The sequence below is a fragment of the Nocardioides sp. Soil777 genome, assembly GCF_001428425.1.
GTDB classification, from domain to species: Bacteria; Actinomycetota; Actinomycetes; order Propionibacteriales; family Nocardioidaceae; genus Nocardioides; species Nocardioides terrigena.
In genome coordinates this window covers 265,601-289,679 of the sequence record NZ_LMSN01000015.1, presented here as the reverse complement: position 1 = coordinate 289,679, position 24,079 = coordinate 265,601, and the positions used below count along the sequence as shown (strand labels likewise).

Genomic DNA, 24,079 nt, shown 5'->3' with positions numbered 1-24,079 from the left:
CTGACGGGGGTTCATGTCCTCATCGTAGGGCGGCGGTTCACGCCCGACCCAAACGCGATGGCTCCAGCCGGAGGGCGTAGGTGACCACGTCGAGCACCGGCACCGCGCCCGACTCGACGTCGCGCACGGGGACCCACGCGACCTCGTCGGTGGTGCCCCCGACCTCGACCACCCGCGCCTCGGCGTCGTCGGCGACGGTGGCGGCGAAGACCAGGTGGACGCCGTGGTAGTCCTCCCACCGGCCGCTCGGGGCCGTCCCGGAGAAGTGCGCGTCGTGCACCCCGAGCAGGTCGCCGACCTCGCACGCGATGCCGCACTCCTCGGCGACCTCGCGGGCCAGGGCCGCGACCGGTGCCTCGCCGTGGTCGAGGCCACCCCCCGGCAGCGTCCACGCGCCGGGGTGGGCGGCCCGCCCGGAGAGACGGGTGAGCAGCACCCGGTCGTCGCGCCGGAGCAGGGCGTACGCCGCGACCCGCTGCAGGCGGAACGGCCGGTGGTCGGCGAGCGCCTCGGCCACCGTGGCCACCACCGGCACCGCGCCCGACTCCACGGCCGACACCGGGTGCCAGGCCGCCTCGACGGTCGATCCACCCACCTCGACGACCCGCGGCGACGGGGCGTCGGCGGGCACCCACGCGTCGTACACGATCCGCAGGGCATGGAAGTCGGTCAGCACCCCGTCGCGCGAGGCCCGCGGCAGGTGCGCGCTGTAGACGCGCGCCGAGTCCCCGACGACGGCCTCGAGGCCGGTCTCCTCGACGATCTCGCGCAGCAACGCGTCACGCGGGTCCTCGCCGTGGTCGAGACCGCCCCCCGGGAGCGTCCAGAGCTCCTGGCGGCTGATGCGCGGCGCGAGCCGGCACAACAGGATCTCGGGGTCGGTCGCGGCGCCGCCGGAAGTGATGGGTCCCGAGGAGGAGGCCGGGGTCCGCAGGATGACGGCGTACGCCGCCACGCGCTGTCGTCTGGGGAGAGAGGCCATGGCACCAACCTGCCATGAGCGGGGTCGTCTGCCGTAGCCTCACCCCGTGGCACCAGCGCAACGAGACCCATGGCTCGACAACACCAAGATGGTGCTCGTCACCCTCGTCGTGGTCGGCCACGCGATCGGCCTCGTCGAGGAGAGCCAGGGCAGCCACTGGGTCTACGACTTCATCTACCTGTGGCACATCCCGGCGTTCGTCTTCGTGAGCGGCTACCTGTCGAAGTCGTTCGAGTGGGACCGGCGCCGGATGAAGGGCCTGGTCTACACGCTGCTGGTGCCCTACCTGATCTTCGAGCCGGCGCTCTTCTACTACCGCCGGACCGTGGTCGACGAGAACGTCACCGGGCCGTTGTGGATCGAGCCGCACTGGACGATGTGGTACCTCATCGTGCTGCTGATGTGGCGCCTCGTGACCCCGATCCTCAAGCTGCACTGGCTCTTCCTGCCGCTGTCCGTGATCGTCAGCCTGGCCGGCGGCCTCTGGGACACCGACGCGCTGATGATCCCGCGCTTCCTGGGACTGCTGCCGTTCTTCGTGCTCGGCCTGCACCTCAAGCCGCGCCACCTGGCGCACCTCGACGACGTCTGGGTGCGGGTCGCCGCCGTCCCGATGCTCATCGGCATCGGGGTCATGGCGGTCTACACCGACACGTGGGCCGAGACCGCGCTGCTCTGGTACGACACGGGCTACAACGAGCTCCCGATCGACAACGAGATCGCCTTCCAGACCCGCCTGACGGTGATGATGGTCGGCCTGCTCGGCGCCTTCGCCGCCATGTCGCTGGTGCCGCGCCGCTCGCTCGGCTGGTTCACCACCATGGGCGGCGCCACGATGGTCATCTACCTCTTCCACGGCTTCGTGATCAAGACCTTCAAGGCGCTCGGCTGGCCCGAGTTCACCGCGTCCTACCCCTCGCTCGGCCTGGTGCTGACGATCCTCGGGGCGATCGCGCTCACGCTGCTGCTGGCCAGCCCGCCCGTACGCCGGGTGCTCGAGCCGTTCACCAACCCCCTGGGCTGGCTCGAGGCGCGGCGCCACCGCACGCACGGGTCGACCGCCCCGGCCGCAGCGCCTGCCCCGGCCGCTCCTCCCGCCCCGGGCCCGGCCACGACAGCGCCTACGGCAGGGGCACCGGACCCCACGTCGGAGGCACCGCCGAGCGAGGCACCGAGTCCAGCTCCTCCGCCTCGCGTCGACTCGGAGCCGCTCCACCCAGGTGGGCCGGGTGCCACGTGGCCCGTTCCCCCGGTCGCTGCCGGTGGTGCGGCAGACCCTGCAGCCCCTCCAGCAGCGACGTCATCCGACGACCGAGGTCCCGCGTCCACTCCGTGAGGTCGTCCCCGGGCTTCACGGTGACGGGCTCCCCCATGACCACGTCGACCCGACGCCCGCGGTCCAGGCTCGGCCGTGGCTTGCGCCCGTCCTCGTCCGGCATCCCGACGCTCCAGATCCGCTGGCTGCCCCACAGGGCCACCGGGACCACCGGGGCTCCGGTCTCCCGGGCCAGGCTCGCGACGCCGCGCATCAGCGAGCGCACGGTGTAGGAGTAGGAGATCCCGGCCTCGGGGAAGGCGCACACGGCCTCGCCCTCGCGCAGCAGGCGCCTGGCCCTCAGGTAGGCCCCCGCGGGCGCCTCGCGATCGACGGGCACGTGCTTCATCCGGTCCATGGCGGCCCGCACGCCAGGGACGTTCCAGACGTCGTGGCGACACATGAAGCGGACGTAGCGCTCCCGCTCGATCGCAGCCTTCTCGAGGAAGAGGAAGTCGGGATAGCTGACGTGGGTCGCTGCCATCAGCACCGGCCCGCTCGTGGGGAGGTGCTCCGCGCCGGAGGTGTGCGTGTCGATCCCCAGCACCCGCAACGCCGCCCGGCCCAGGGCGTTGGTCATCCGGTAGCAGGCCTCGCTCATGCACCCTCTTCGTTCCGGACGCGGCCGCGGATCGGCCGGGCGGCAGGGTATCCCGTGCGGCCGTCCGTCGTGGGGCAGGTGTCAGGCGAACGGCGGTCGCGCGTCGCGGGCGATCGAGCGCCGCCCCGCCCAGCGCCACACCCGGGCAGCCCGGTCGCGGTCCTCGTCGTCGACCAGGTTGCCCATCCAGCGCAGCGCGAGCGTCATCAGCCAGTCCGAGCGCATGCCGGCCGGGCCCAGCGCCGCGACGACCTGCGGCACGGTGGCGACGCCGGCCAGCCGGCGGGCGATCGAGAAGGCCTCGCCGTAGTGCTCGCGCAGGACAGCCGGCCACACGCTGCCGAGGTGCTCCCCCGCAGCCATCGCCTCGGCCACGAACCGGCCGGTCTCGAGCCCGTAGTCGATGCCCTCGCCGTTGAGCGGGTTGACGCAGCCGGCGGCGTCGCCGACCAGGGCCCAGTTGTCACCGGCGACGTGGGACACGGCACCGCCCATCGGCAGCAGCGCCGAGGTGGGCACCCGCAGCTCGCCGGAGAGCCTGAACTCCTCGCGGCGCTGGTCGGCGTAGTAGGACATGAGCGGCTTGACGGCGATGTTGGCGGGTCGCTTGGCGGTCGCCAGGGTGCCGACGCCGATGTTCACCTCGCCGGTCCCGAGCGGGAAGATCCAGCCGTAGCCGCTGAGGATCTCGCCGTCCTCGCCGCGCAGCTCGAGGTGCGAGCTGATCCACGGGTCGTCGGACATCTCGGAGGCGACGTACGCCCGGCCGGCGACGCCGTAGACGGTGTCGCGGTGCCACTCGCGGCCCAGCAGCTTGCCCAGCGGCGAGCGCACCCCGTCCGCCACGACCAGCCGCTGGCAGGCGATCTCGAAGGTCTCCTCGCCGCGGCGGAACACCACGGCGGCGACCCGCGACCCCTCCATGCGTACGTCGACCGCGCGGACGCCGTCGAGGGCGAGCGCGCCGCTCTTGATCGCGACGGTGCGCAGGTGGTCGTCGAGCTCGGTGCGGGCGACCGCGGACCCCCACGACGGCAGGCTGCTGCCCGGCTGCGAGGGCCACGGGAGCAGCAGGGTCTGGCCGAAGCCGTGCGCGCGGAGCCCGTGGTTGACGGTGTGGGCGCGGAGCCAGTCCTCGAGCCCGAGCCGCTGCAGCTCGCCGGTCGCGCGGGGGGTGAGGCCGTCGCCGCACGTCTTGTCGCGCGGGAAGACCTGCGCGTCCACGAGCACCGTGTCGAGCCCGGCCCGGGCGCTCCAGGCGGCGGCCGCCGACCCGGCGGGTCCGGCGCCGACGACGAGGACGTCGGTGGCTGTGGGGGTGGTCACCCGGAGATTCTCCCCCGCGGCCCCAACGGCGACGAAACCGCCGCCCCCGAGGTCTGCCCCACGAACCCCCGACCCGACCTCTTGTGCCGCATGCTTGACACAAGTCGTCCGCCGCCCCCACACTCATTTGTGCCAAGCATCTGGCACAAGTCATCACCACCAGGGGGCACCATGTTCGTCGGCCTGTTCACCGTCCTGATCCCGGTCCTCTGCGGCGCCGGCCTGGCGTGGGGGCTGTCACGACGCCCCGTCGAGGTCCTCGACCAGGACGATCGCGACCTCGTGTGCCGCCTGCGCCGACGGGCGCAGGTGTCGCTGCTCGTGGGACTGGTGGCGGGCACGGCGGTCGCGATCGGCACGACCTGGGCACTGCCCGGTCCGGGCGTCGGGGCCGCGATCGCCCCGCTGGTCGGCGCCAGCGTCCTGCTGCTGTGCCTGTGCGTCGCGGAGCTCACCACCCCGCACGTCCGGTCCTCGGTGCGGACCGCGTCCCTCGGGACCCGCCGGCTGGGCGACGTCCTGGACGCCCGGAGCCGGGCGGCCGCGGCGGCAGGTGTCGGGCTGCTGGCGACCCTCCTGGCCATCGGGTGGCTCCTGGGGGACCCGGACGGCCTCGGCCGGGCCGGGCGGACCCTGGCCACGCAGTGCGGCTCCTTCGCGCAGGCCCGCGGCCCGTGGCCCGGCTCGTTCTACGCCGTGCCGATGCTCCTCGCACTCGTCGTCGTGGTGGTCACCGCGGTGGCGACCCTGCTGGCGATCACCCGCCGGGCGCGCACCAGCGCGGCCACCGTGGCGGGAGACGACGCCGTACGCCGCGCGGCCGGGCGCCGCGTGCTCCTGACCACCGCCGCCGTGACCCTGTTCTCCTCGGTGCCGGTCGGCCTGCTGATGGCGTCCGCCCTGCTGGCCCTCGACTGCCGGCCCGACTGGTACCCGGTCCTCGGCACCGTGCTCCTGGCGGTCTGCGCCCTGGCGGGGCTCGTCGGCGCCGCCTGCTTCGGCTCCGCGGTCGTGGGTCCCCGCATCGTCGTCCGGCAGGACACGACCACCACGGCCTCACGGTGACGGCCACCCTGCGGGTGGACCTCGACGACCCCACCCCGCCGTACGAGCAGCTGCGTCGCCAGCTCGTGGGCATGATCGCCGCGGGGGACCTCCGGGTCGGCGACCGGCTGCCTCCCCTGCGCCAGCTCGCCGGCGACCTGGGACTGGCGGTCGGGACCGTCGCACGCAGCTACCGGGAGCTGGAGGCCGCCGGGCTCGTCACGTCCCGGCGGGGAGGTGGGACCCGGGTGGCCGCGACGCCGACCCCGCCCGACGGGTCCGGCACCCTCGGCGAGGAGGCCCGCCACTTCGCGCATCGCGCCGCCAGCCTGGGCGTCGGCCTGGAGGACGCGGTGCGGGCGCTGCGCGACGCCTGGTCCTGACCGGCCGGCCCCGCGCGACTCACGCCCAGATGGCGGCCGGCCACCCGTCGGAGAACATCTCGGGCACCTCCGGGTGCGACCGCGCCTCCCCGCGCACCACCCGGGCCGCCGTCCACGCGACGGCGCAGGCGTCGAGCAGGTCGTCCTCCCCGACACCGCCACGCGGTCGCTCCGGTGGCTCGATGCCGGCGTCCCGCAGCGCCGTACGCCGCGCCTGCCGACCCTCGGGAGTCTTCTTGCCCTCGGCCACAGGCTCCCCCAGCATCACGGCGAAGGACGTCTCGGGGTGCATCTCGACGACCCGCACGGGGACCCCGCCCCGGACCCAGGCGTCGACCTCGAGGATCTTGTGCCGCAGGCCCCACGACTGCTGGCTGAAGCCCGTGCCGGTGGCCGCACGCTGCACGAGCTGCCCCGCGGCGTACGACGGTGCGGCGTACGCCTCCCGCACCAGCGTGCTGAAGACCGTCGACCGGCGGCGGCCGAGCAGGGCGCGGACGAGCCGCTCGGCCTCGCGGGGACCGTCGTCGGGCAGGCCGATGGGCATGTCGATGCCGACGCACTCCAGCCCCGGCCCCGCCGCCTCGACCAGCTCGCCGATGGTCGGCGCGACGTACGCGGTCGGAGTCGGGTCGCCCAGTCGCACGCCGACCCAGCCGCCCCGGCAGCCGTCGACCCCGAGCACCGTCGGCCACGTCATGGCGCCCAGCCTAGGTGGATGGACTCCGACGCAGGTGCGTGGAAGTACAGGCCGGCAGCCACCTGCCGGGCCGCGCTTCCACGCAGGAGCGTGGGACTCCATCCCGACCGACAGGAAGCCGGGAGATGCACCGGGCCCCGGCCTCCCGTGAGGGAGACCGGGGCCCGGTCATGACTACTGGTGACTCGGTTTCGAGACGCGTCGCGCGCCCGGACTACGTCCGGTCGTGCCGACGCTCCTCGACCCGGTTCGTCACACCAGACCTGAGCTGCGCTCAGTTCTGGTACGAACCGAAGTCGAAGTCGTCCAGCGCGACGGCCTGGCCGCCGTTGCCGAAGTCGTAGTCGTAGCTGTCGTAGCCGGTCACGGAGTACGCCGCGGCGCGGGCCTCCTCGGTCGGCTCGACCCGGATGTTCCGGTACCGCTCCAGGCCGGTGCCGGCCGGGATCAGCTTGCCGATGATCACGTTCTCCTTCAGGCCGCGGAGGCTGTCGGAGCGGCCGTTGATCGCGGCGTCCGTGAGCACCCGGGTGGTCTCCTGGAAGGAGGCCGCCGAGAGCCACGACTCGGTCGCGAGCGAGGCCTTGGTGATGCCCATGAGCACCGGACGACCCGAGGCGGGCTTGGTGCCCTCGGAGACCGCGCGGCGGTTCTCCTCCTCGAAGCGCACGCGGTCGACCAGGTCGGACGGCAGCAGGTTGGTGTCGCCCGACTCGATGACCGTGATCCGGCGCAGCATCTGCCGCACGATGATCTCGATGTGCTTGTCGTGGATCGACACACCCTGCGAGCGGTACACGTTCTGCACCTCGTCCACCAGGTGCTCCTGCGCCTTGCGGACACCCAGGATGCGCAGGACGTCCTGCGGGTCCTCGGTGCCGACGGTGAGCTTCTGGCCGACCTCGATGTGGTCGCCGTCGGTCACCAGCAGGCGCGAGCGCTTGCTGACCGGGTACTCCTGGACCTCCGAGCCGTCGTCCGGGGTGACCAGGACCTTGCGGGCCTTGTCGGTCTCCTCGATCTCGACACGACCGGCGGCCTCCGAGATCGGCGAGCGACCCTTGGGCGAGCGGGCCTCGAAGAGCTCGACCACGCGGGGCAGACCCTGCGTGATGTCGTCGGCCGAGGCCACACCACCGGTGTGGAAGGTACGCATCGTCAGCTGCGTGCCGGGCTCACCGATCGACTGGGCCGCGATGATGCCGACGGCCTCGCCGATGTCGACGAGCTTGCCGGTCGCCAGCGAGCGGCCGTAGCACTTCGCGCAGGTACCGGTGCGGGCGTCGCAGGTCAGCACGGAGCGGACCTTGACCTCCTCGATACCGGCCGCGATGAGCTCGCCGATCTTGACGTCGCCGAGGTCGTCGCCGGCTCCCGCGAGCACCTCGCCCGAGTCCGGGTGGGTGATCTCGACGGCCGACGAGCGGGCGTACGCCGCGGTCTCGGCGTTCTCGTGCTTGCGCACGATGCCGTCCTCGCCCCGCTCACCGATCCGCTTGGGCAGACCGCGCTCGGTGCCACAGTCGTCCTCGCGGATGATGACGTCCTGCGAGACGTCCACCAGACGACGGGTCAGGTAGCCCGAGTCGGCGGTACGCAGCGCGGTGTCGGCGAGACCCTTGCGGGCACCGTGGGTGGAGATGAAGTACTCCAGGACCGACAGGCCCTCACGGAAGTTGGCCTTGATGGGCCGCGGGATGATGTCACCCTTCGGGTTGGCCACCAGTCCACGCATGGCCGCGACCTGACGGATCTGCATCATGTTTCCGGAGGCACCCGAGTCGACCATCATGTAGATCGGGTTGGTCCGGTCGAAGTTGGCCTCCATCGCCTTGGCGACGTCGTTGGAAGCCTGGGTCCAGATCTCGATGAGCTCCTGGCGACGCTCGTCGTCGGTCACGAGACCGCGCTCGAACTGCTTCTGGACCTTCTCCGCCTGCGCCTCGTAGTCGGCGAGGATCTCGGCCTTGTTGCCCGGCGTCGTCACGTCGTCGATGGAGACGGTCACACCGGAGCGGGTGGCCCAGTGGAAGCCGGCGTCCTTGAGGGCGTCGAGCGAGGCGGCGACCTCGACCTTGGTGTAGCGCTCGGCGAGGTCGTTGACGATCGCGCCGAGGGCCTTCTTGCCCACCTCGTAGTTCACGAAGGGGTAGTCGGCCGGCAGAGTGTCGTTGAAGAGCACCCGGCCCAGCGTGGTCTCGAGCAGGACCGAGCGGCCCTCCTCCCAGTCCGCGCCGGCCTCGTCCTCGAGCGGCGGGACGATGTCGTCGAGACGGATCCGCACCTTGCTCTGCAGGGTGATCTCGGCCCGGTCGTAGGCCATGATCGCCTCGGACGGGGTCGAGAAGACCCGGCCGTCGCCGACCTGGTCGTCACGGTCGGTCGTCAGCCAGAACAGGCCGATGATCATGTCCTGCGAGGGCATGGTCACCGGACGGCCGTCCGACGGCTTGAGGATGTTGTTGGTCGACAGCATCAGGATCCGCGCCTCGGCCTGGGCCTCGGCGGACAGCGGCAGGTGCACCGCCATCTGGTCACCGTCGAAGTCGGCGTTGAACGCGCCGCAGACGAGCGGGTGGATCTGGATGGCCTTGCCCTCGATCAGCTGGGGCTCGAAGGCCTGGATGCCGAGTCGGTGCAGCGTGGGCGCACGGTTGAGCAGCACGGGGTGCTCGGTGATGACCTCTTCGAGGACGTCCCACACGACCGGGCGGGCGCGCTCGACCATCCGCTTGGCGGACTTGATGTTCTGCGCGTGCGACAGGTCGACGAGGCGCTTCATCACGAACGGCTTGAAGAGCTCGAGCGCCATCTGCTTGGGCAGGCCGCACTGGTGCAGCTTGAGCTGGGGACCCGACACGATGACCGAGCGGCCCGAGTAGTCCACGCGCTTGCCGAGGAGGTTCTGGCGGAAGCGACCCTGCTTGCCCTTGAGCATGTCGGACAGCGACTTGAGCGGGCGGTTGCCCGGACCGGTCACCGGCCGGCCGCGACGACCGTTGTCGAAGAGGCTGTCGACGGCCTCCTGCAGCATCCGCTTCTCGTTGTTGACGATGATCTCGGGAGCACCGAGGTCGAGCAGGCGCTTGAGGCGGTTGTTGCGGTTGATGACGCGGCGGTACAGGTCGTTGAGGTCGGAGGTCGCGAAGCGGCCACCGTCGAGCTGCACCATCGGACGCAGGTCCGGCGGGATGACCGGGACGGCGTCGAGGACCATGCCGATGGGCTGGTTGCCGGTCTTGCGGAAGGCGTCGACGACCTTGAGGCGCTTGAGGGCGCGGACCTTCTTCTGGCCCTTGCCGTTGGCGATGGTGTCGCGCAGCGACTCCACCTCGGCCTCGATGTCGAAGTCCTGGAGGCGCTTCTGGATCGCCGTGGCGCCCATGAAGCCCTCGAAGTACTTGCCGAACCACGTCTTCATCTCGCGGTAGAGGAGCTCGTCGCCGAGCAGGTCCTGCACCTTGAGGGATTTGAACGTGTTCCAGACCTCGTCGAGGCGGTCGATCTCGCGCTGCGCACGATCACGCAGCTGCTTCATCTCCCGCTCGGCGCCGTCCTTGACCTTGCGGCGCTGGTCGGCCTTGGCACCCTCGGCCTCGAGGGCCGCGAGGTCCTCCTCGAGCTTCTTGGTGCGGTCGTCGATGGAGGTGTCGCGACGCTTCTCGAGGCGCTCGCGCTCCAGGCCGACCTTGCCCTCGAGCGAGGACAGGTCGCGGTGACGCGCGTCCTCGTCGACGGAGGTGATCATGTACGCCGCGAAGTAGATGACCTTCTCGAGGTCCTTCGGGGCGAGGTCGAGCAGGTAGCCGAGGCGCGAGGGGACGCCCTTGAAGTACCAGATGTGGGTCACGGGAGCGGCGAGCTCGATGTGGCCCATGCGCTCGCGACGCACCTTGGAGCGGGTGACCTCGACGCCGCAGCGCTCGCAGATGATGCCCTTGAAGCGCACGCGCTTGTACTTGCCGCAGTAGCACTCCCAGTCCCGGGTGGGACCGAAGATCTTCTCGCAGAAGAGGCCGTCACGCTCGGGCTTGAGCGTGCGGTAGTTGATGGTCTCCGGCTTCTTGACCTCGCCGTGGCTCCACGTGCGGATGTCGTCCGCGGTGGCCAGGCCGATCTGAAGCTGGTCGAAGAAGTTCACGTCGAGCACGATGGCTGCAACCCTTCAGTTGGTACGAAATTCAGTGGGTGAGGGACCGAGGAGGGGCGGTGCGCCGGGGACCGGCGCACCGCCTCGTCACTCAGACTTCTTCGACCGAGCTCGGCTCACGACGCGACAGGTCGATGCCCAGCTCCTCGGCGGCCCGGAAGACGTCTTCCTCGGCGTCCTTGAGCTCGATGGCCGACCCGTCGTGCGACAGCACCTCGACGTTCAGGCACAGCGACTGCATCTCCTTGACGAGCACCTTGAACGACTCGGGGATGCCGGAGTCGGGGATGTTCTCGCCCTTGACGATCGCCTCGTAGACCTTGACGCGACCGGGCACGTCGTCGGACTTGATCGTGAGCAGCTCCTGCAGGGCGTAGGCGGCGCCGTACGCCTCCATCGCCCAGACCTCCATCTCACCGAAGCGCTGGCCACCGAACTGGGCCTTACCGCCCAGCGGCTGCTGCGTGATCATCGAGTAGGGGCCGGTGCTGCGCGCGTGGATCTTGTCGTCCACGAGGTGGTGCAGCTTGAGGATGTACATGTAGCCGACCGAGACGGGCGCCGGGAACGGCTCACCGGAGCGGCCGTCGAAGAGCGACGCCTTGCCGGTCTCGTCGATCATCCGGACACCGTCGCGCGTCGGGTACGTCGCACCCAGCAGGCCGGTGATCTCGTCCTCGCGCGCACCGTCGAAGACGGGGGTCGCGACCTTCGTGCCGGGCTCGGACTTCTCGGCGTGGATCGACATCAGTCGGTCCTTCCACTCCGCGGAGCCCTTGTCGTCGTGCAGGTCGAGGTCCCAGCCCTGCTTGGCGAGCCAGCCGAGGTGGAGCTCGAGGATCTGGCCGATGTTCATACGACGCGGCACACCCAGGGGGTTGAGCACGACGTCGACCGGGGTGCCGTCCTCCATGAACGGCATGTCCTCGATCGGCAGGATCTTGGCGATGACGCCCTTGTTGCCGTGACGACCGGCGAGCTTGTCACCGACCGAGATCTTGCGCTTCTGGGCGACGTAGACGCGGACCAGCTGGTTGACGCCCGGGGGCAGCTCGTCGCCGTCCTCGCGGTCGAAGACGCGGACGCCGATGACCGTGCCGGACTCACCGTGGGGCACCTTCATCGAGGTGTCGCGCACCTCGCGCGCCTTCTCACCGAAGATCGCGCGGAGCAGGCGCTCCTCGGGGGTCAGCTCGGTCTCGCCCTTCGGCGTGACCTTGCCGACGAGGATGTCACCGGTGGTGACCTCGGCGCCGATGCGAATGATGCCGCGGTCGTCGAGGTCGGCCAGGCCCTCCTCGGAGACGTTCGGGATGTCCCGGGTGATCTCCTCGGGGCCGAGCTTGGTGTCGCGGGCGTCGACCTCGTGCTCCTCGATGTGGATCGAGGTGAGGACGTCCTCCTGCACCAGGCGCTGGCTGAGGATGATCGCGTCCTCGTAGTTGTGGCCCTGCCACGGCATGAAGGCCACGAGCAGGTTGGTGCCGAGCGCCATCTCCGCCTGGTCGGTGCACGGACCGTCGGCGATCGGCGAGCCGACCTCGAGGCGGTCGCCCTCCACCACCAGCGGGCGCTGGTTGATGCAGGTGCCCTGGTTGGAGCGCTTGAACTTGGCCAGCTTGTAGGTCTGGTAGGAGCCGTCGTCGTTCATCGTCTCGATGGCGTCGGCGGACACCTCCTTGACGACTCCGGCCTTCTCGGCGACGACGACGTCACCGGCGTCGACCGCGGCGCGGTACTCCATGCCGGTGCCGACCAGGGGCGAGTCGCTCGTGATGAGCGGCACGGCCTGGCGCTGCATGTTGGCGCCCATGAGGGCACGGTTGGCGTCGTCGTGCTCGAGGAACGGGATCAGGGCCGTCGCGACCGACACCATCTGGCGCGGCGAGACGTCCATGTAGTCGACCTCCTCGGCCAGGATCGCGTCGACCTCGCCGCGCTGCTGGCGCACGAGCACGCGCTCCTCGACGAACTTGTTGTTCTTGTCGAGGGGGGCGTTGGCCTGCGCGATGACGTAGCGGTCCTCGTCATCGGCGGTGAGGTAGTCGATCTTGTCGGTGACGACACCCTTCTCGACCCGGCGGTAGGGCGTCTCGACGAAGCCGAACGGGTTGATCCGTCCGTACGACGCGAGCGAGCCGATCAGGCCGATGTTGGGGCCTTCCGGGGTCTCGATCGGGCACATGCGGCCGTAGTGCGACGGGTGGACGTCACGGACCTCCATGCCGGCGCGGTCGCGGGACAGACCACCGGGGCCGAGCGCGGAGAGTCGACGCTTGTGCGTCAGGCCCGCGATCGGGTTGGTCTGGTCCATGAACTGCGAGAGCTGCGAGGTGCCGAAGAACTCCTTCAGCGCCGCGACCACGGGTCGGATGTTGATCAGGGACTGCGGCGTGATGGCCTCGACGTCCTGGGTCGTCATCCGCTCGCGGACCACGCGCTCCATGCGGGCCAGGCCCGTGCGGAGCTGGTTCTGGATCAGCTCGCCGACCGTGCGCATGCGGCGGTTGCCGAAGTGGTCGATGTCGTCGGCCTGGACCTTGACCGGCTTGTCGTCGGGACCCATCACCACGTTGCCCGCGGCGTCGACGAAGTCGGGCGCCTCGACGGGCGCACCGGCTGCGTGCAGCTCGACGATGTAGCGGATCGCGGCGACGATGTCGTCGACGGTCAGCGTCTGCTGGTCGAAGGCCTCGGTCACGCCGAGCTTCTTGTTGATCTTGTAGCGACCGACCTTCGCCAGGTCGTAGCGCTTGCCGTTGAAGTAGTAGTTGTTCAGCAGCGTCTGCGCAGCCTCACGCGTGGGCGGCTCGCCCGGGCGCAGCTTGCGGTAGATGTCGAGGAGCGCCTCGTCCTGCGTCTGCGGGGTGTCCTTGTCCAGCGTGAGCATCATCGACTCGTACTGGCCGAACTCCTCGCGGATCTGCTCGGTGGTCCAGCCGAGCGCCTTGAGCAGCACGGTGACGTTCTGCTTGCGCTTGCGGTCGAGACGGACGCCGACGAGGTCGCGCTTGTCGATCTCGAACTCGAGCCAGGCGCCGCGGCTCGGGATGAGCTTGGCGGTGTAGATGTCCTTGTCGGACGTCTTGTCCGCGGCACGCTCGAAGTAGACGCCGGGCGAGCGGACGAGCTGCGAGACGACGACGCGCTCGGTGCCGTTGATGATGAAGGTGCCCTTGCGGGTCATCATCGGGAAGTCACCCATGAAGACCGTCTGGCCCTTGATCTCGCCGGTCTCGTGGTTCATGAACTCGGCGGAGACGTAGAGGGGGCGGGAGTAGGTGAAGTCCTTCTCCTTGCACTCCTCCTCGGTGTACTTCGGGTCGACGAACACGGGGTTGTCGAACGAGAGCATCATCGTCTCGGAGAAGTCCTCGATCGGGGAGATCTCCTCGAAGATCTCCTGAAGACCGGACTTCTCCGACACGTCCTCGCCCGCGGCCCGACGGGCCGCGACCATCTCTTCCCACTTGTCGCCGCCGACGAGCCACTCGAAGCTGTCGGTCTGGAGGGAGAGGAGAGCGGGAACCTCGAGAGGTTCGGCGATCTTCGCGAAAGAGGTGCGGTTGGACTTGAGCAGGGAGTTACCAGCGGAGCTGCGCGCGGCCAAGAGGGTGTCCTTCGAAGGATCGTGATCCAAGAGATCGCCAGCCGACCACCGCGGCACCCGTCCTGACAGGGTGAAGGGCATATGAGGGCAGGCGCAAAGTGACAGGCTACCGCAACACAGGGCTCGCTTCAAAGGCGGGGTCGATGGCTCCGCACTCGTCGTGCTGGCCGTTCGCTCACGCGTTGCCGACGATGATGACCCCCGACCGGGGACAGGTCAAGCACCGACCCGCCTCCGGACCGCACCGCCACCCTCTCGGGTGCCCCGGCCGGCCGGCGTGACGGGCGGCGTACGACGGGAGCGCTGCCAATACTGGCGGCGTACGACCGTCCCGGTCACGGCACCGGTGTCGTCCGCCGCCAGTCCCCTGCGGGTGCGGCCCGCCGGCGTGCATGGCGGCGTACGCCGGGAGCGCCCCCGTGACTGGCGGCCCGCGACAGTCCCGGTCACGGCCCCGGTGTCGTCCGCCGCCAGTCCCCTGCGGGTGCGGCCCGCCGGTGTGTCCGAGCCGCCGGGGTGCCGGCCGGCGGCGCTCAGCCCTGCGCCGGCGAGGTGACCAGGTTGTCGACCAGCCACTCGTCGCCGACCTTCTGCATGGTCACGGTGACCTGGTCCTTGTAGGTCTCCGGCTCCGGGGTGAGCTTGTTGGTGGTGGGCCGGTCGACGAAGACGAGCACGTCGACGCGGTCCACGCCCGAGCGCACGATCCCCGACGCCACCACCTCGGCGTCGACCGTGGTCTGGGTCTGCGGCGCGTTGTCGGAGATGACCGCGAAGAGCTGGTCGTAGTCCTCGCGGTAGTCGGAGGTGAGGTAGCCCTGGGCGCGGGCCTGGTCCTCCTCCAGCGTCTCGAAGCCGTAGGACAGGACCGGCACGATCGCGCGCTCCGCCGCGGCCTGGGCCGCGCGGGTCGCCTCCTCCTCGGTCTCCCCCGAGGTGGACTGCCACGCCCAGGCGCACCCGGCGAGCAGCGCGACGAGCACCAGCCCGCCCACGGCCAGCAGCCAGGTGGGGACGCCGCGGCCGGCGGGGGCCGCGGTCTCGGGACCGGGGCCCCGGGTGCCCTCCTCCACCAGCGGGGGCGCGAGGCGGCCCTCCTCGACCGGCGACACCGGCGACACCGGCGGCTCGGTCTCGGTCTCGGTCTCGGTCTCGGTCTCGGTGAGCGTCGCGTCGTACGCCGCCCGCCGCCGCGGGTCGAGGAGCACCTCGGCCGCCGCGTTGAGCGAGGCGAAGCGCCGCGAGCCCGGCTCGAGGTCGGCGATGCTCGCGCGCCAGGCAGCGCGCACCTGGTCGGCGGAGGCGGCGCGGTCGACGTCCAGGACGTCGTACCAGCTGGGGCTCCGGGTCGAGGACTGGGTGTCGGTCATCGCTGCGCCCCCTCGGGCTCGGTCGGGGCGGCCTCGTCGGTCGTCACCGGGTCGAAGTCGTCGACGCGCCACTCGCCGTCGACCTTGACCAGGGTGACCTCGATGCGGAACGGGATCGGCTCCTGCTCGACCGTCTCGCCCTTGACCTCGTAGGAGTCGCTGAAGGTGCCGGCGACGAGGGCGCGGGCCGAGTCCTGGTCGATGCTGGAGACGCCGGTGGCGAAGACGTCGGCGGTCCGGTCGACCCCGGCCTGCGCCACGAGCTGCTCGGCGGTGCCGGCCTCGGAGTCGAAGGACGCGGCGAACTTGTCGGTGATGACGCCCTTGACGCGATCGCGGTACTCCGGCATGGCGCCCTGCTCGTCGAGCAGGTCGGGTCCGTAGGTGCCCATCCGCAGCATGAACTGCTCCGTCTGCGCCATGACCTCCTCGCGGGAGGACCGGACGTCGTCACCGTCGCCGCCGCGCGCGAGGAGCACCCACGCGAGGAGGCCGGCGGCCGCCACGGCGAGCGCCACCAGGACGGCGAGCAGCACGGTCCGGAATCCCGCCCGGTGCGTCGGGGTGGCGGTCGGGCTCGTCACTGCTGTGTCATGAGGGGCTGGAGGAACAACCACTTCCACGACTCCTTTCCTAGAGTGGCCGGGGCCGCGCTGGAGCGCGACTCCAGCCGGCGTGCCTCGGCCTCGCCCCAGACCAGCTCACCGGTCGAGGGGTCGAAGGCGGCGACGGGCGGGTCGTACGACGCCGCGGCGCGAGGAGCGTAGGACGCTCCGGCGCGCGGGGCGTGCTGGCCGCCGCGGGCGTTGGACTCCGACGCCGGCTCGGTGCAGCGGGCAGCCTCGTTCATGGGCCGGTTCTCCCCGTCCTGGGGGGGCCGCCGGTCGGTGCCCTCGTAGCCGCGGGTGCACACGTGCGGCTCCGTGGTGAGCACCATGCCGAAGTGGGCGTCGTAGTTGCCGGTCGAGGGGGTCCTCGACACGACGGTGAAGCCGCCCTCGACGACGTACGGGTAGATGACCAGGAGCTGCTCGACGCCGGCGATGTTCTCGACGACCACCTCACCGGTGGTGACCAGGTTGTTGAGGAGCTCGCCGAGCTCGACCTCGTTGTCCTCGATGAAGGTGCGCAGCTGGGTCGCGGTCGCGCTGCCGTTGTCGATGACCGAGCGGAGGTCCTCGTCGGAGCCGGCCAGCGAGGTCGAGAAGGTGCTGAGGTCGCGGGCGAAGGACCGCAGCGCGCTCTCCGAGGCGATCTGGCCGTTGAGGACGGTGTTGCCGTCCCGGATCAGCTTGGTCGTGATCTCGAAGTTGGCGTCGGCGGCGTTGATGAACGCGCTCCCGGAGTCGATGATCGTCTGGAGGTCCTGGCCCGCCCCGCCGAAGGCCGCACCGAACTCGGTGGTGACGGTCTGGAGGTCCCGCTCGTCCACGCTGCGCACGGTGTCGGACAGGTTGGTCAGCAGGGTGTCGGTCTGGATCGGGGTGCTGGTGCGGTCGGCATCGATCTGCGAGCGGTCCTCGAGGAAGGGCCCACCGTCGACCTGCGGCTGGAGCTCGACGTACTGCTCCCCGACCGCGGACCGGTTGCCGACCAGCGCGAGGCTGTCGGCCGGGATCCGGTCCTGCTCCTTGTCGATGTCGAGGTGGATGTCCACGCCCTCGTCCGTGAGGACCATCTCGGACACCTCGCCGATCCGGACACCGCGGTAGGACACCTCGGCCCCGGCGAACGCGCCGCCGGAGTCCCTGAAGTGCGCGACCACGGTGTACGTGTCGTCGATGAAGACCCGGTCGAGGCGGGCGTAGCGGGCGCCGACGTAGCTGACGCCGACCAGCGTGATGATCGCGAAGACCAGCAGCTGGAGCCGGGTGCGGCGGGTGATCATCGCAGCACCATCCCCGGGACGAGCAGGCTCACGAGGGCCGGGTCGAAGGAGTCCATCAGCTCTCCGTACGTCGGGCCCCGCACGGTCCGCTCCTGGGTGCCGGCCCGGCCGAGGCCCGGCACGGTGGGCAGGCTCGGCAGCGGGACCGGGACGCCCGGGACGGAGGTCGTCTCGGTGGGCAGCGGCAGGTTGGGCACCTGGTTGACCTCGCGGCACACGTCCTTGTCCTTGTTGCGCTCCTCGCGGCACTCCTGCTGCAGCTTGAGCAGGTCGGTGGGCGTCGCGAGGACCTTCTGGCAGGCGGCGCTGGCGAGGTCACCGCTGGCCAGGCAGTCGAGGACGTTGTTGACGATCACGGTCGGGTCGACCTGCGTGGGCAGGTTGGTGGGCAGCGTGGGCAGCCCGGTCGTGCCCTGCGAGAGGTCGATGTCGAGGGTCACCGACAGGTTGGTGTAGTCGCCCATGTGCAGGTTGCGGGCCACCTGCGGGTCCCGGCCGACGACCTCGTCGACGAACGGGTAGGTCAGGAACACGTGGAAGGCCTTGGTGAAGTCGTCCCCCGACGCCGCGAGCTGGGTCAGCACCGGGTCGAGCGCCTCGAGCGAGTCGATGGTGGCGTCCTTGGACGCCCGGATCACCCGGACCCCGACCGAGCTCAGGTCCTCGAGGGACTCCAGCATCGCCACGAGGTCCTCGCGCTGGCGGTCGATCGAGTCCAGCGCGCTGGGCAGCTCCTCGAGCGCGGCGTCGATCGTGGGCTGCTCCTCGCGGATGCTGAGGGCCAGGCGGTTGAGCTTCTCGATCGCGTCGACGATGTCGCCCTTGTTGTCGTCGAGCTGCTGCATGAAGTCGCGCACCTGGCGCAGCACCGACCGTGCTGTCCCCTCCCGGCCCTCGAGGGCGAGGTTGAGCTCCTGGGTGATCGTCTTGAGCTGCGCCACGCCGCCGCCGTTGAGCAGCAGGCTCAGGGCGCCGAGCACCTCCTCGACCTCCGGGTTGCGGCCGGTGCGCTCCAGCGGGATCTCGTCCCCGCTCTGGAGGCGGTTGTCGCTGGGGGCCTCGGTGGGAGCCGCGAGCGAGACGAACTTCTCGCCGAGCAGACTGGTCTGGCGGATCTCGGCGACCGCGTTGTCGGGCAGCTCGACGTCGCCGCGCATCTCCAGCTCGACCACGGCGGAGTAGCCGTCGAGGGACACGTCGGTCACCTGCCCGACGGTGACGTCGTTGACCTTGACGGTCGACTTCGGCACCAGGTCGAGCACGTCGACGAAGTGCACCCGCACGGTCATCGGGTCGGAGCCGACGTCCGGGCCACCGGGCAGCGGCAGCTTGTAGACGTCGAAGTCGCACGCCGACATGGTCAGCGCGGTCATGAGGAGCAGCACCACGGCCTTGACGCGCTTCATCGCGACACCTCCACGAGACCACCGAGGGTCGGGTCGAACTGCTGGTCCGGCCGGGCCGGGACGGGCCCCTTCGGGAGCGTGCCCGCGCGCGGCAGCACCTGCTGGATCGTGTCGCACACGCCGCCGGCGCCCTTGACCTGGCTGGTGAGGCCGCAGAGGTACGTCGCGGGGTCGGCCTCGATCTGGCCGAGGAGCTCGCCGATGTTGGCTCGGGTGTCGAGCGTGCCTGCCTGCGGGTTGTAGGTCAGCGCGAGGTTGTTGAGCGCGAGCGGCCCGACCTTGAGGATCTCGTCGAGCGCGTCGCGCTGCTTGACCAGCACCTTGGACACCCGGTTGAGCCCGGAGATGTTGCGGCCCAGGACCTCCCGGTTGTCCTTCACGAACGACGACACCTCGGTGAGCGCGACCGACAGGTTGCGCAGGGAGGCCGAGAGCTCCTCCTTCTCCCCCTCGAGCAGGCCGGACACGTCGGACAGCGACTGGTTGAAGCTGCGGACGGTCTGGTCGTTCTCGGCGAGGGTGCTGATGAACTTGCCGAGCTGCTCGGCGCTGCCGAACAGCTCCTCCTTGTTGTTGTCGAGGGTGGACGTCAGCTGGGCGAAGTTGCCCAGCGTGGTGCGCAGGTCGGCGCCCTGGCCGTCGAAGTTGTCGGCCGTGACCGCGAGCAGGTCGGAGAGCGCTCCGTTGCGGTTGGCGCCGTTGGGGCCGAGCGCGACGTTGAGGGTGTCGAGGCTCTCGTAGATCTGGTCGAGCTCGAGGGGCACCGCGGTCTGCTCGACCGGGAGCGCGACGCCGTCGGCCAGCACCTCGCCGCCGGTGTAGACGGGGGTGACCTGCACGTAGCGGTCGCCGACGATCGACGGCGCCACGATCGCGGCCTTGGCGTCAGCGGGCAGCTGGACCTCGCTGTCGTAGGTCATGGTCACCACGACGTCGGTGCCCGAGGGCTCGACCGACTCGACGGCGCCGATCGGCACCCCGAGGACGCGCACCTCGCTGCCCTCGTAGACGGAGATCGTCCGGGGGAAGTGGGCGACCAGCCGCTTGGAGTCGGAGCCGGTGAACATCGTGATGGCCGCCGCGGTCACCAGGGCGATGACGACGAGCGGGACGGCGAGCTTCCTCAGGGTCTCCATGTCAGCCCACCTGCGGTGCCGGAGGCAGGTTCTGGATGTAGGTGTCGAACCACGGGCCGGTGCCGAGCGTGCTGGCGAAGACCCGGTAGAACGGCGCCATCAGCCGCAGGCTGTTGTCGAGGTTGTCCTCGTTCTTGTTGAGCACGGCGACGACGTTCTCCAGGTTCGTCAGGCCGGGCTTGAGGTCGTCGCGGCTCTGGCGGACCAGCAGCGTCAGCTCGCGCGACAGGGTCGAGGTCGACTCGAGGAGGTTGTGGATCGCCTCGCGCCGGCCCACCAGCGCCCGGAAGAGCACGTCGGCGTCGCGCATCAGGGCGATGATGTCCTCGTCGCGCTCGTCCAGCACACGGGCCACCTTGTCGAGGTTGACCAGCAGCTCGTTGATCTGCTGGTCCTTGGCCGCGACGTTGGCCGAGAGCCGGGTGACCCCGTCGAGCGCCGAGCGGAACTCCTCGGGGGTGTTGCGGGTCAGGTCGGCCAGCGTGGTCAGCGCGCCGGCGAGCTGGTCGGTGTCGATCCTGTCGGTGGTGCCGGCCAGGCCCTCGAAGGCGTCCACGACGTCGTACGGCGAGGAGGTGCGCTCGACCGGGATGGTCGAGCCCTCCTCGAGCTGGCCGCCGCCGGCGGGCTCGAGGGCGAGGTACATCGCGCCGAGCAGGGTCTTGACCTTGATGGCGGCCCGGGTGTCCGGACCGAACGCCTCGGCAGCGTCGACCTTGAAGGTGGCGACGACCAGGCCGTCGTCGAGGGCGACCTCGTCGACCTTGCCGACCCGGACGCCGGCGATCCGCACCTCGTCGCCCTTCTTGAGCCCGCCGGACTCGGTGAAGGCGGCGCGGTAGGTGTCGCCGCCGCCGATGAGCGGCAGGTCGTCGGCGCGCAGGGCTGCGGTGAGCACCAGCCCCAGCGCGAGGAGGCTGACGAACCCGATGACCACGGGGTTGCGCTCGCGGAAGGGTTTCATCCGAGATCACACCTGTCGGAGCCCGGCTGGTAGGACACCGGGACGTTGAGGTTGCCGGGCAGCCTGACGCGGCCCTGGAACTCGCAGAGGTAGAAGTTGAACCACGAGCCGTAGATCGCGGTGCGGCCGACCTTCTCCAGCTTGATGGGGAGGACCTGGAGGGCCCGGTCGAGCTCGGCCTTGTTCTTGTCGATGTTGCCGGCGACGGTCCGCAGCTCCTTGATGTCCTTGACGAAGGGCTTGCGGATCCCGGAGAGCAGGCTGGAGGTCTCGACCGACAGGTCGGAGATCTCCTGCAGGGAGCCGAGGATGGCCTGCCGATCGTCCTTGAGCCCCCCGACGAGGGTGCGGAACGAGCCGATGAGCCGGGACAGCTGCTCGTCGCGGTCCCCGATGTGGACCAGCACCTGGTTGAGGTTCTCGATGAGGTCGCTGATCACCTCGTCGCGGTCGGCGAGCGTCGACGTCACGGAGGCCGTGTGCTGGAGGAGTCCCTCCAGGGTGCCGCTCTCGCCCTGGAAGACCTGGACGATCTCGTAGGACAGCTGGTTGATGTCGGTCGGCGAGAGCGCCTGGAACAGCGGCTTGAAGCCGTTGAAGAGGACGGTGAGGTCGAGCGCCGGCTTGGTACGGTCGACCGGGATCGTCGCGTTGTCGGGCAGCCGGGCGGTGTCGCCGATCTCCTGGGTCAGCGCGATGTAGCGCTGGCCGACGAGGTTGCGGTAGCGGATGGTCGCGAAGGTGCCGCCCGTGACGGCTGTGTCCTCGTCGACGGTGAAGCTCACCATCGCCCGGGTGCGGTCCACGATCTCGATGTCCTTGACCACCCCGACCTTGACCCCCGCGACGCGGATGTCGTCGCCCTTGACCACGCCGGTCGCGTTGACGAACTCGGCCCTGTAGTCGCGGGTCGCGCCGAAGGTGAGGTTGCCGATGGTGACCACGAGCACGGCGGTGGCCAGCGTCGTCACCAGGATGAAGACCATCAGCTTGGTGAGGTCGATCGAGGTCTTCGCGTCGAGCAGCGGCATCAGCGGGCCTCCCCCAGCGTGACGGTGGCGCCGCGCGCCATGGGTCCGACGAGCAGCACGCCCAGGTCGGGGACGTCCTCGGCGGACGAGCCGATGGACGTGCCGAGCAGCCCCTTGAGCAGGGCCGCCTCGTCGCGGCCGCCGGTGTAGCCGTCGCCACCGGACCAGCCGGTGGTCCGGTCCGTGGCCCAACCGGTTGCCCACCCGGTGGCACTGCGCGAGGTGCCCTTGCCGGTCGGCTCGTCGATGCCGTCGACGAAGTCGGGCTGCGTGTTCAGGGGGTTCTCCTGGCTCCAGGGCGGAGCGGGCAGGGAGCCGCAGTGGGGCCCGCGGGTGTCGCCGTAGACGGGGGCGTCCTGCGGCCCGTAGCCGCGCGGCTGGTTGGGCAGGGTCTCGAGCACGATGTGCAGGGTGAAGCCGCGGAACGCCTCGGCCTGCAGGTCACCGGCCTTGACGATGCCCTCGAGCAGGCAGGGGTACTGCGGGGCGTACTTGGCGAGGAGGCGCAGCTGGGTGCGGCCGAGGTCGCCGAGGCGGATCAGGTTGTCGCCGTTGGCGTCGAGGAAGCGCTCGGTGGTCGCGGAGAAGCGGCCGATGTCCTGGAAGAGCGCGTTGAGCTTGTCCTCGCGGCCCTCGAGCGTCTGGGTGGTGGTGATGGTGTTGCGCAGGATGGTGGCGACCTCGGGCAGCACGTCGGCGTAGATGTCGGACACCTGCGCGGTCAGCCGCAGGTCCTCGACGAGCGCCGGGATCTCGGGGTTGAAGCGCCTGAGGTAGCCGTCGACGACCTCGAGGTTCTCGCCGATCTGGTCGCCGCGTCCCTCGAGGGCGGTGGCGATGGCGTTGAGGGTCATGTTGATCTCGGCCGGCTGCACGGCCCGCAGCAGCGGGTAGAGGTCCGACAGCACCTGCTCGACCTCGGTGGAGACCTCGGTGCGCTCGATGGTCGCGTCCACCGCGATGCTCTCGCCGGAGGCCTGCTCGGGCACGACCAGGGAGACGTACTTCTCCCCGAAGAGTGTCTTGGGGACGATCGAGCCGGTCACGTTGGCGGGGATCTGGCCCCGCTCGTCGGGGTAGAGCCCCAGCGTGAGGCTCGCCCCGTCGGTGTCGGCGTCGATCGCGATGACCTCGCCGACCTGCACGCCGCGGATCTTGACGTCGGCGCGCATCGGCAGCTGGAGGCCGATCTTGGAGGTCCGCAGGGTGACCTCGTCGTAGTCGGTGAACTTCTTGGTGAAGACGCCGTACGCCGCCCAGACCCCGGTGAGGATCAGGCAGAGGAAGACGACGCCGAGCACCTTGTGGTGGCCCGCGATCGAGCGCAGTGGACTCACGGCCGCCTCACCCCGCCAGTCTCACGGTCGTGGTGGTGCCCCAGATGGCCATCGACAGGAAGAGGTCGATCACGTTGACGGCCACGATGCTGGTGCGCACCGCGCGACCCACGGCCACACCCACCCCGGCGGGACCGCCGGAGGCGGTGTAGCCGTGGTAGCAGTGGATGAGGATGACCGTCACCGCGAAGACGAGCACCTTGCCGAAGGACCAGAGCACGTCGCCCGGGGGCAGGAACGCGTTGAAGTAGTGGTCGTAGGTGCCGGTCGACTGGCCGTAGAAGGTGGTGACCACGAGCCGGCTGGCGAAGTAGGACGACAGCAGCCCCACGACGTACAGCGGGATGATCGCGATCAGGCCGCCGACGACGCGGGTGGCGACGAGGAACGGCATGGACGGGATCGCCATCACCTCGAGGGCGTCGATCTCCTCCGAGATCCGCATGGCGCCGAGCTGGGCGGTGAAGCCGCAGCCGACCGTGGCCGCGAGGGCGATGCCGGCCACGAGCGGCGCGATCTCGCGGGTGTTGAAGTAGGCGGAGACGAAGCCGGAGAACGCCGCGGTGCCGAGCTGGTTGAGCGCGGCGTAGCCCGAGAGCCCCACCTGCGCACCGGTGAAGAAGGTCATGCCGAGGATGACGCCGACGGTGCCGCCGATGACGGCGAGGGCCCCCGAGCCGAGGGTGACCTCGGCCAGGATCCGCAGGATCTCCTTGGGGTAGCGGGTGATCGAGCGCGGGATGGCCCGGAGCACGCCGATGTGGAAGGCGAGCTGCCCGCCAAGGTCGTCGAGCGACCCGAAGGGCTTGCGGTAGATGTCTCTCAGATCGGCCATC

17 protein-coding genes and 1 pseudogene are annotated in these 24,079 nt (G+C 70.3%); 3 read left to right on the top strand and 15 right to left on the bottom strand.

Annotated elements, in window-relative coordinates:
• Nucleotides 1-37: 37 nt before the first annotated feature.
• The gene (locus ASG88_RS12055; RefSeq protein WP_056887658.1) at nucleotides 38-982 is read right to left on the bottom strand and encodes an NUDIX domain-containing protein; all 945 of its coding nucleotides are present in this window, start codon (nucleotides 980-982) and stop codon (nucleotides 38-40) included.
• Nucleotides 983-1,028: 46 nt separating this feature from the next.
• Between ASG88_RS12055 and ASG88_RS23795 the strand changes: the two are divergent.
• Nucleotides 1,029-1,931, top strand: a pseudogene (locus ASG88_RS23795) (acyltransferase family protein); the annotation flags it as partial.
• A 172-nt stretch (nucleotides 1,932-2,103) separates the two neighbouring features.
• On the opposite strand, the gene ASG88_RS23790 reads toward ASG88_RS23795, so the two are convergent.
• Both ASG88_RS23790 and ASG88_RS12040 read right to left on the bottom strand, forming a co-directional pair.
• Nucleotides 2,104-2,898, bottom strand: a complete 795-nt coding sequence (locus ASG88_RS23790; RefSeq protein WP_082600330.1) for a lysophospholipid acyltransferase family protein — start codon at nucleotides 2,896-2,898, stop codon at nucleotides 2,104-2,106.
• Nucleotides 2,899-2,979: 81 nt separating this feature from the next.
• Nucleotides 2,980-4,224 (bottom strand): geranylgeranyl reductase family protein, encoded by a 1,245-nt coding sequence (locus ASG88_RS12040; RefSeq protein WP_056887655.1) that lies wholly within the window; start codon nucleotides 4,222-4,224, stop codon nucleotides 2,980-2,982.
• A 171-nt stretch (nucleotides 4,225-4,395) separates the two neighbouring features.
• On the opposite strand from ASG88_RS12040, the gene ASG88_RS12035 reads away from it, so the two are divergent.
• Nucleotides 4,396-5,289 (top strand): hypothetical protein, encoded by an 894-nt coding sequence (locus ASG88_RS12035; RefSeq protein WP_056887654.1) that lies wholly within the window; start codon nucleotides 4,396-4,398, stop codon nucleotides 5,287-5,289.
• Nucleotides 5,286-5,651 carry a GntR family transcriptional regulator gene (locus ASG88_RS12030; protein WP_056887653.1) on the top strand — a complete coding sequence of 122 codons (366 nt, stop codon included), beginning with the start codon at nucleotides 5,286-5,288 and terminating at the stop codon, nucleotides 5,649-5,651. Before ASG88_RS12035 ends, ASG88_RS12030 begins: the two co-directional genes overlap by 4 nt.
• Before the next feature lie 19 nt (nucleotides 5,652-5,670).
• On the opposite strand, the gene ASG88_RS12025 is transcribed toward ASG88_RS12030, so the two are convergent.
• The 12 genes from ASG88_RS12025 to ASG88_RS11970 form a co-directional block, all read right to left on the bottom strand.
• Complete coding sequence (locus ASG88_RS12025; RefSeq protein WP_056887652.1) at nucleotides 5,671-6,351, bottom strand: DUF429 domain-containing protein; 681 nt, start codon at nucleotides 6,349-6,351, stop codon at nucleotides 5,671-5,673.
• A gap of 274 nt (nucleotides 6,352-6,625) precedes the next feature.
• Complete coding sequence (locus ASG88_RS12020) at nucleotides 6,626-10,501, bottom strand: DNA-directed RNA polymerase subunit beta' (RefSeq protein WP_056887651.1); 3,876 nt, start codon at nucleotides 10,499-10,501, stop codon at nucleotides 6,626-6,628.
• A 91-nt stretch (nucleotides 10,502-10,592) separates the two neighbouring features.
• Complete coding sequence (gene rpoB, locus ASG88_RS12015; RefSeq protein WP_056887650.1) at nucleotides 10,593-14,111, bottom strand: DNA-directed RNA polymerase subunit beta; 3,519 nt, start codon at nucleotides 14,109-14,111, stop codon at nucleotides 10,593-10,595.
• Between the two features lie 533 nt (nucleotides 14,112-14,644).
• Entirely contained in the window at nucleotides 14,645-15,481 is an 837-nt protein-coding gene (locus ASG88_RS12010) for a J domain-containing protein (protein ID WP_056887649.1), read from the bottom strand.
• Nucleotides 15,478-16,065, bottom strand: a complete 588-nt coding sequence (locus ASG88_RS12005) for a hypothetical protein (protein ID WP_056887648.1) — start codon at nucleotides 16,063-16,065, stop codon at nucleotides 15,478-15,480. The genes ASG88_RS12010 and ASG88_RS12005 overlap by 4 nt, the downstream gene beginning before the upstream one ends.
• Nucleotides 16,062-17,369 carry an MCE family protein gene (locus ASG88_RS12000; RefSeq protein ID WP_056887647.1) on the bottom strand — a complete coding sequence of 436 codons (1,308 nt, stop codon included), beginning with the start codon at nucleotides 17,367-17,369 and terminating at the stop codon, nucleotides 16,062-16,064. The genes ASG88_RS12005 and ASG88_RS12000 overlap by 4 nt, the downstream gene beginning before the upstream one ends.
• Entirely contained in the window at nucleotides 17,366-18,775 is a 1,410-nt protein-coding gene (locus ASG88_RS11995; protein WP_056887646.1) for an MCE family protein, read from the bottom strand. Before ASG88_RS11995 ends, ASG88_RS12000 begins: the two co-directional genes overlap by 4 nt.
• The gene (locus ASG88_RS11990) at nucleotides 18,772-19,911 is read right to left on the bottom strand and encodes an MCE family protein (RefSeq protein ID WP_056887645.1); all 1,140 of its coding nucleotides are present in this window, start codon (nucleotides 19,909-19,911) and stop codon (nucleotides 18,772-18,774) included. Before ASG88_RS11990 ends, ASG88_RS11995 begins: the two co-directional genes overlap by 4 nt.
• 1 nt (nucleotide 19,912) lies before the next feature.
• Entirely contained in the window at nucleotides 19,913-20,875 is a 963-nt protein-coding gene (locus tag ASG88_RS11985) for an MCE family protein (protein WP_056887644.1), read from the bottom strand.
• On the bottom strand, nucleotides 20,872-21,906 hold the full coding sequence (locus ASG88_RS11980; protein ID WP_056887643.1) for an MCE family protein: 1,035 nt from the start codon (nucleotides 21,904-21,906) through the stop codon (nucleotides 20,872-20,874). The genes ASG88_RS11985 and ASG88_RS11980 overlap by 4 nt, the downstream gene beginning before the upstream one ends.
• Nucleotides 21,906-23,243 (bottom strand): MCE family protein, encoded by a 1,338-nt coding sequence (locus tag ASG88_RS11975; protein WP_235534825.1) that lies wholly within the window; start codon nucleotides 23,241-23,243, stop codon nucleotides 21,906-21,908. The genes ASG88_RS11980 and ASG88_RS11975 overlap by 1 nt, the downstream gene beginning before the upstream one ends.
• A 7-nt stretch (nucleotides 23,244-23,250) precedes the next feature.
• Nucleotides 23,251-24,078: an MlaE family ABC transporter permease gene (locus ASG88_RS11970; RefSeq protein WP_056887642.1), complete on the bottom strand. Its 828-nt coding sequence runs from the start codon at nucleotides 24,076-24,078 to the stop codon at nucleotides 23,251-23,253.
• Between the last annotated feature and the right edge of the window lies 1 nt (nucleotide 24,079).

Coding starts and splice junctions, on each gene's coding strand:
- ASG88_RS12055 (WP_056887658.1), bottom strand. CDS start 982: ATGGCCTCTCTCCCCAGACGACAGCGCGTGGCGGCGTACGCCGTCATC.
- ASG88_RS23790 (WP_082600330.1), bottom strand. CDS start 2,898: ATGAGCGAGGCCTGCTACCGGATGACCAACGCCCTGGGCCGGGCGGCG.
- ASG88_RS12035 (WP_056887654.1), top strand. CDS start 4,396: ATGTTCGTCGGCCTGTTCACCGTCCTGATCCCGGTCCTCTGCGGCGCC.
- ASG88_RS12025 (WP_056887652.1), bottom strand. CDS start 6,351: ATGACGTGGCCGACGGTGCTCGGGGTCGACGGCTGCCGGGGCGGCTGG.
- ASG88_RS12010 (WP_056887649.1), bottom strand. CDS start 15,481: ATGACCGACACCCAGTCCTCGACCCGGAGCCCCAGCTGGTACGACGTC.
- ASG88_RS12000 (WP_056887647.1), bottom strand. CDS start 17,369: ATGATCACCCGCCGCACCCGGCTCCAGCTGCTGGTCTTCGCGATCATC.
- ASG88_RS11995 (WP_056887646.1), bottom strand. CDS start 18,775: ATGAAGCGCGTCAAGGCCGTGGTGCTGCTCCTCATGACCGCGCTGACC.
- ASG88_RS11990 (WP_056887645.1), bottom strand. CDS start 19,911: ATGGAGACCCTGAGGAAGCTCGCCGTCCCGCTCGTCGTCATCGCCCTG.
- ASG88_RS11985 (WP_056887644.1), bottom strand. CDS start 20,875: ATGAAACCCTTCCGCGAGCGCAACCCCGTGGTCATCGGGTTCGTCAGC.
- ASG88_RS11980 (WP_056887643.1), bottom strand. CDS start 21,906: ATGCCGCTGCTCGACGCGAAGACCTCGATCGACCTCACCAAGCTGATG.
- ASG88_RS11970 (WP_056887642.1), bottom strand. CDS start 24,078: ATGGCCGATCTGAGAGACATCTACCGCAAGCCCTTCGGGTCGCTCGAC.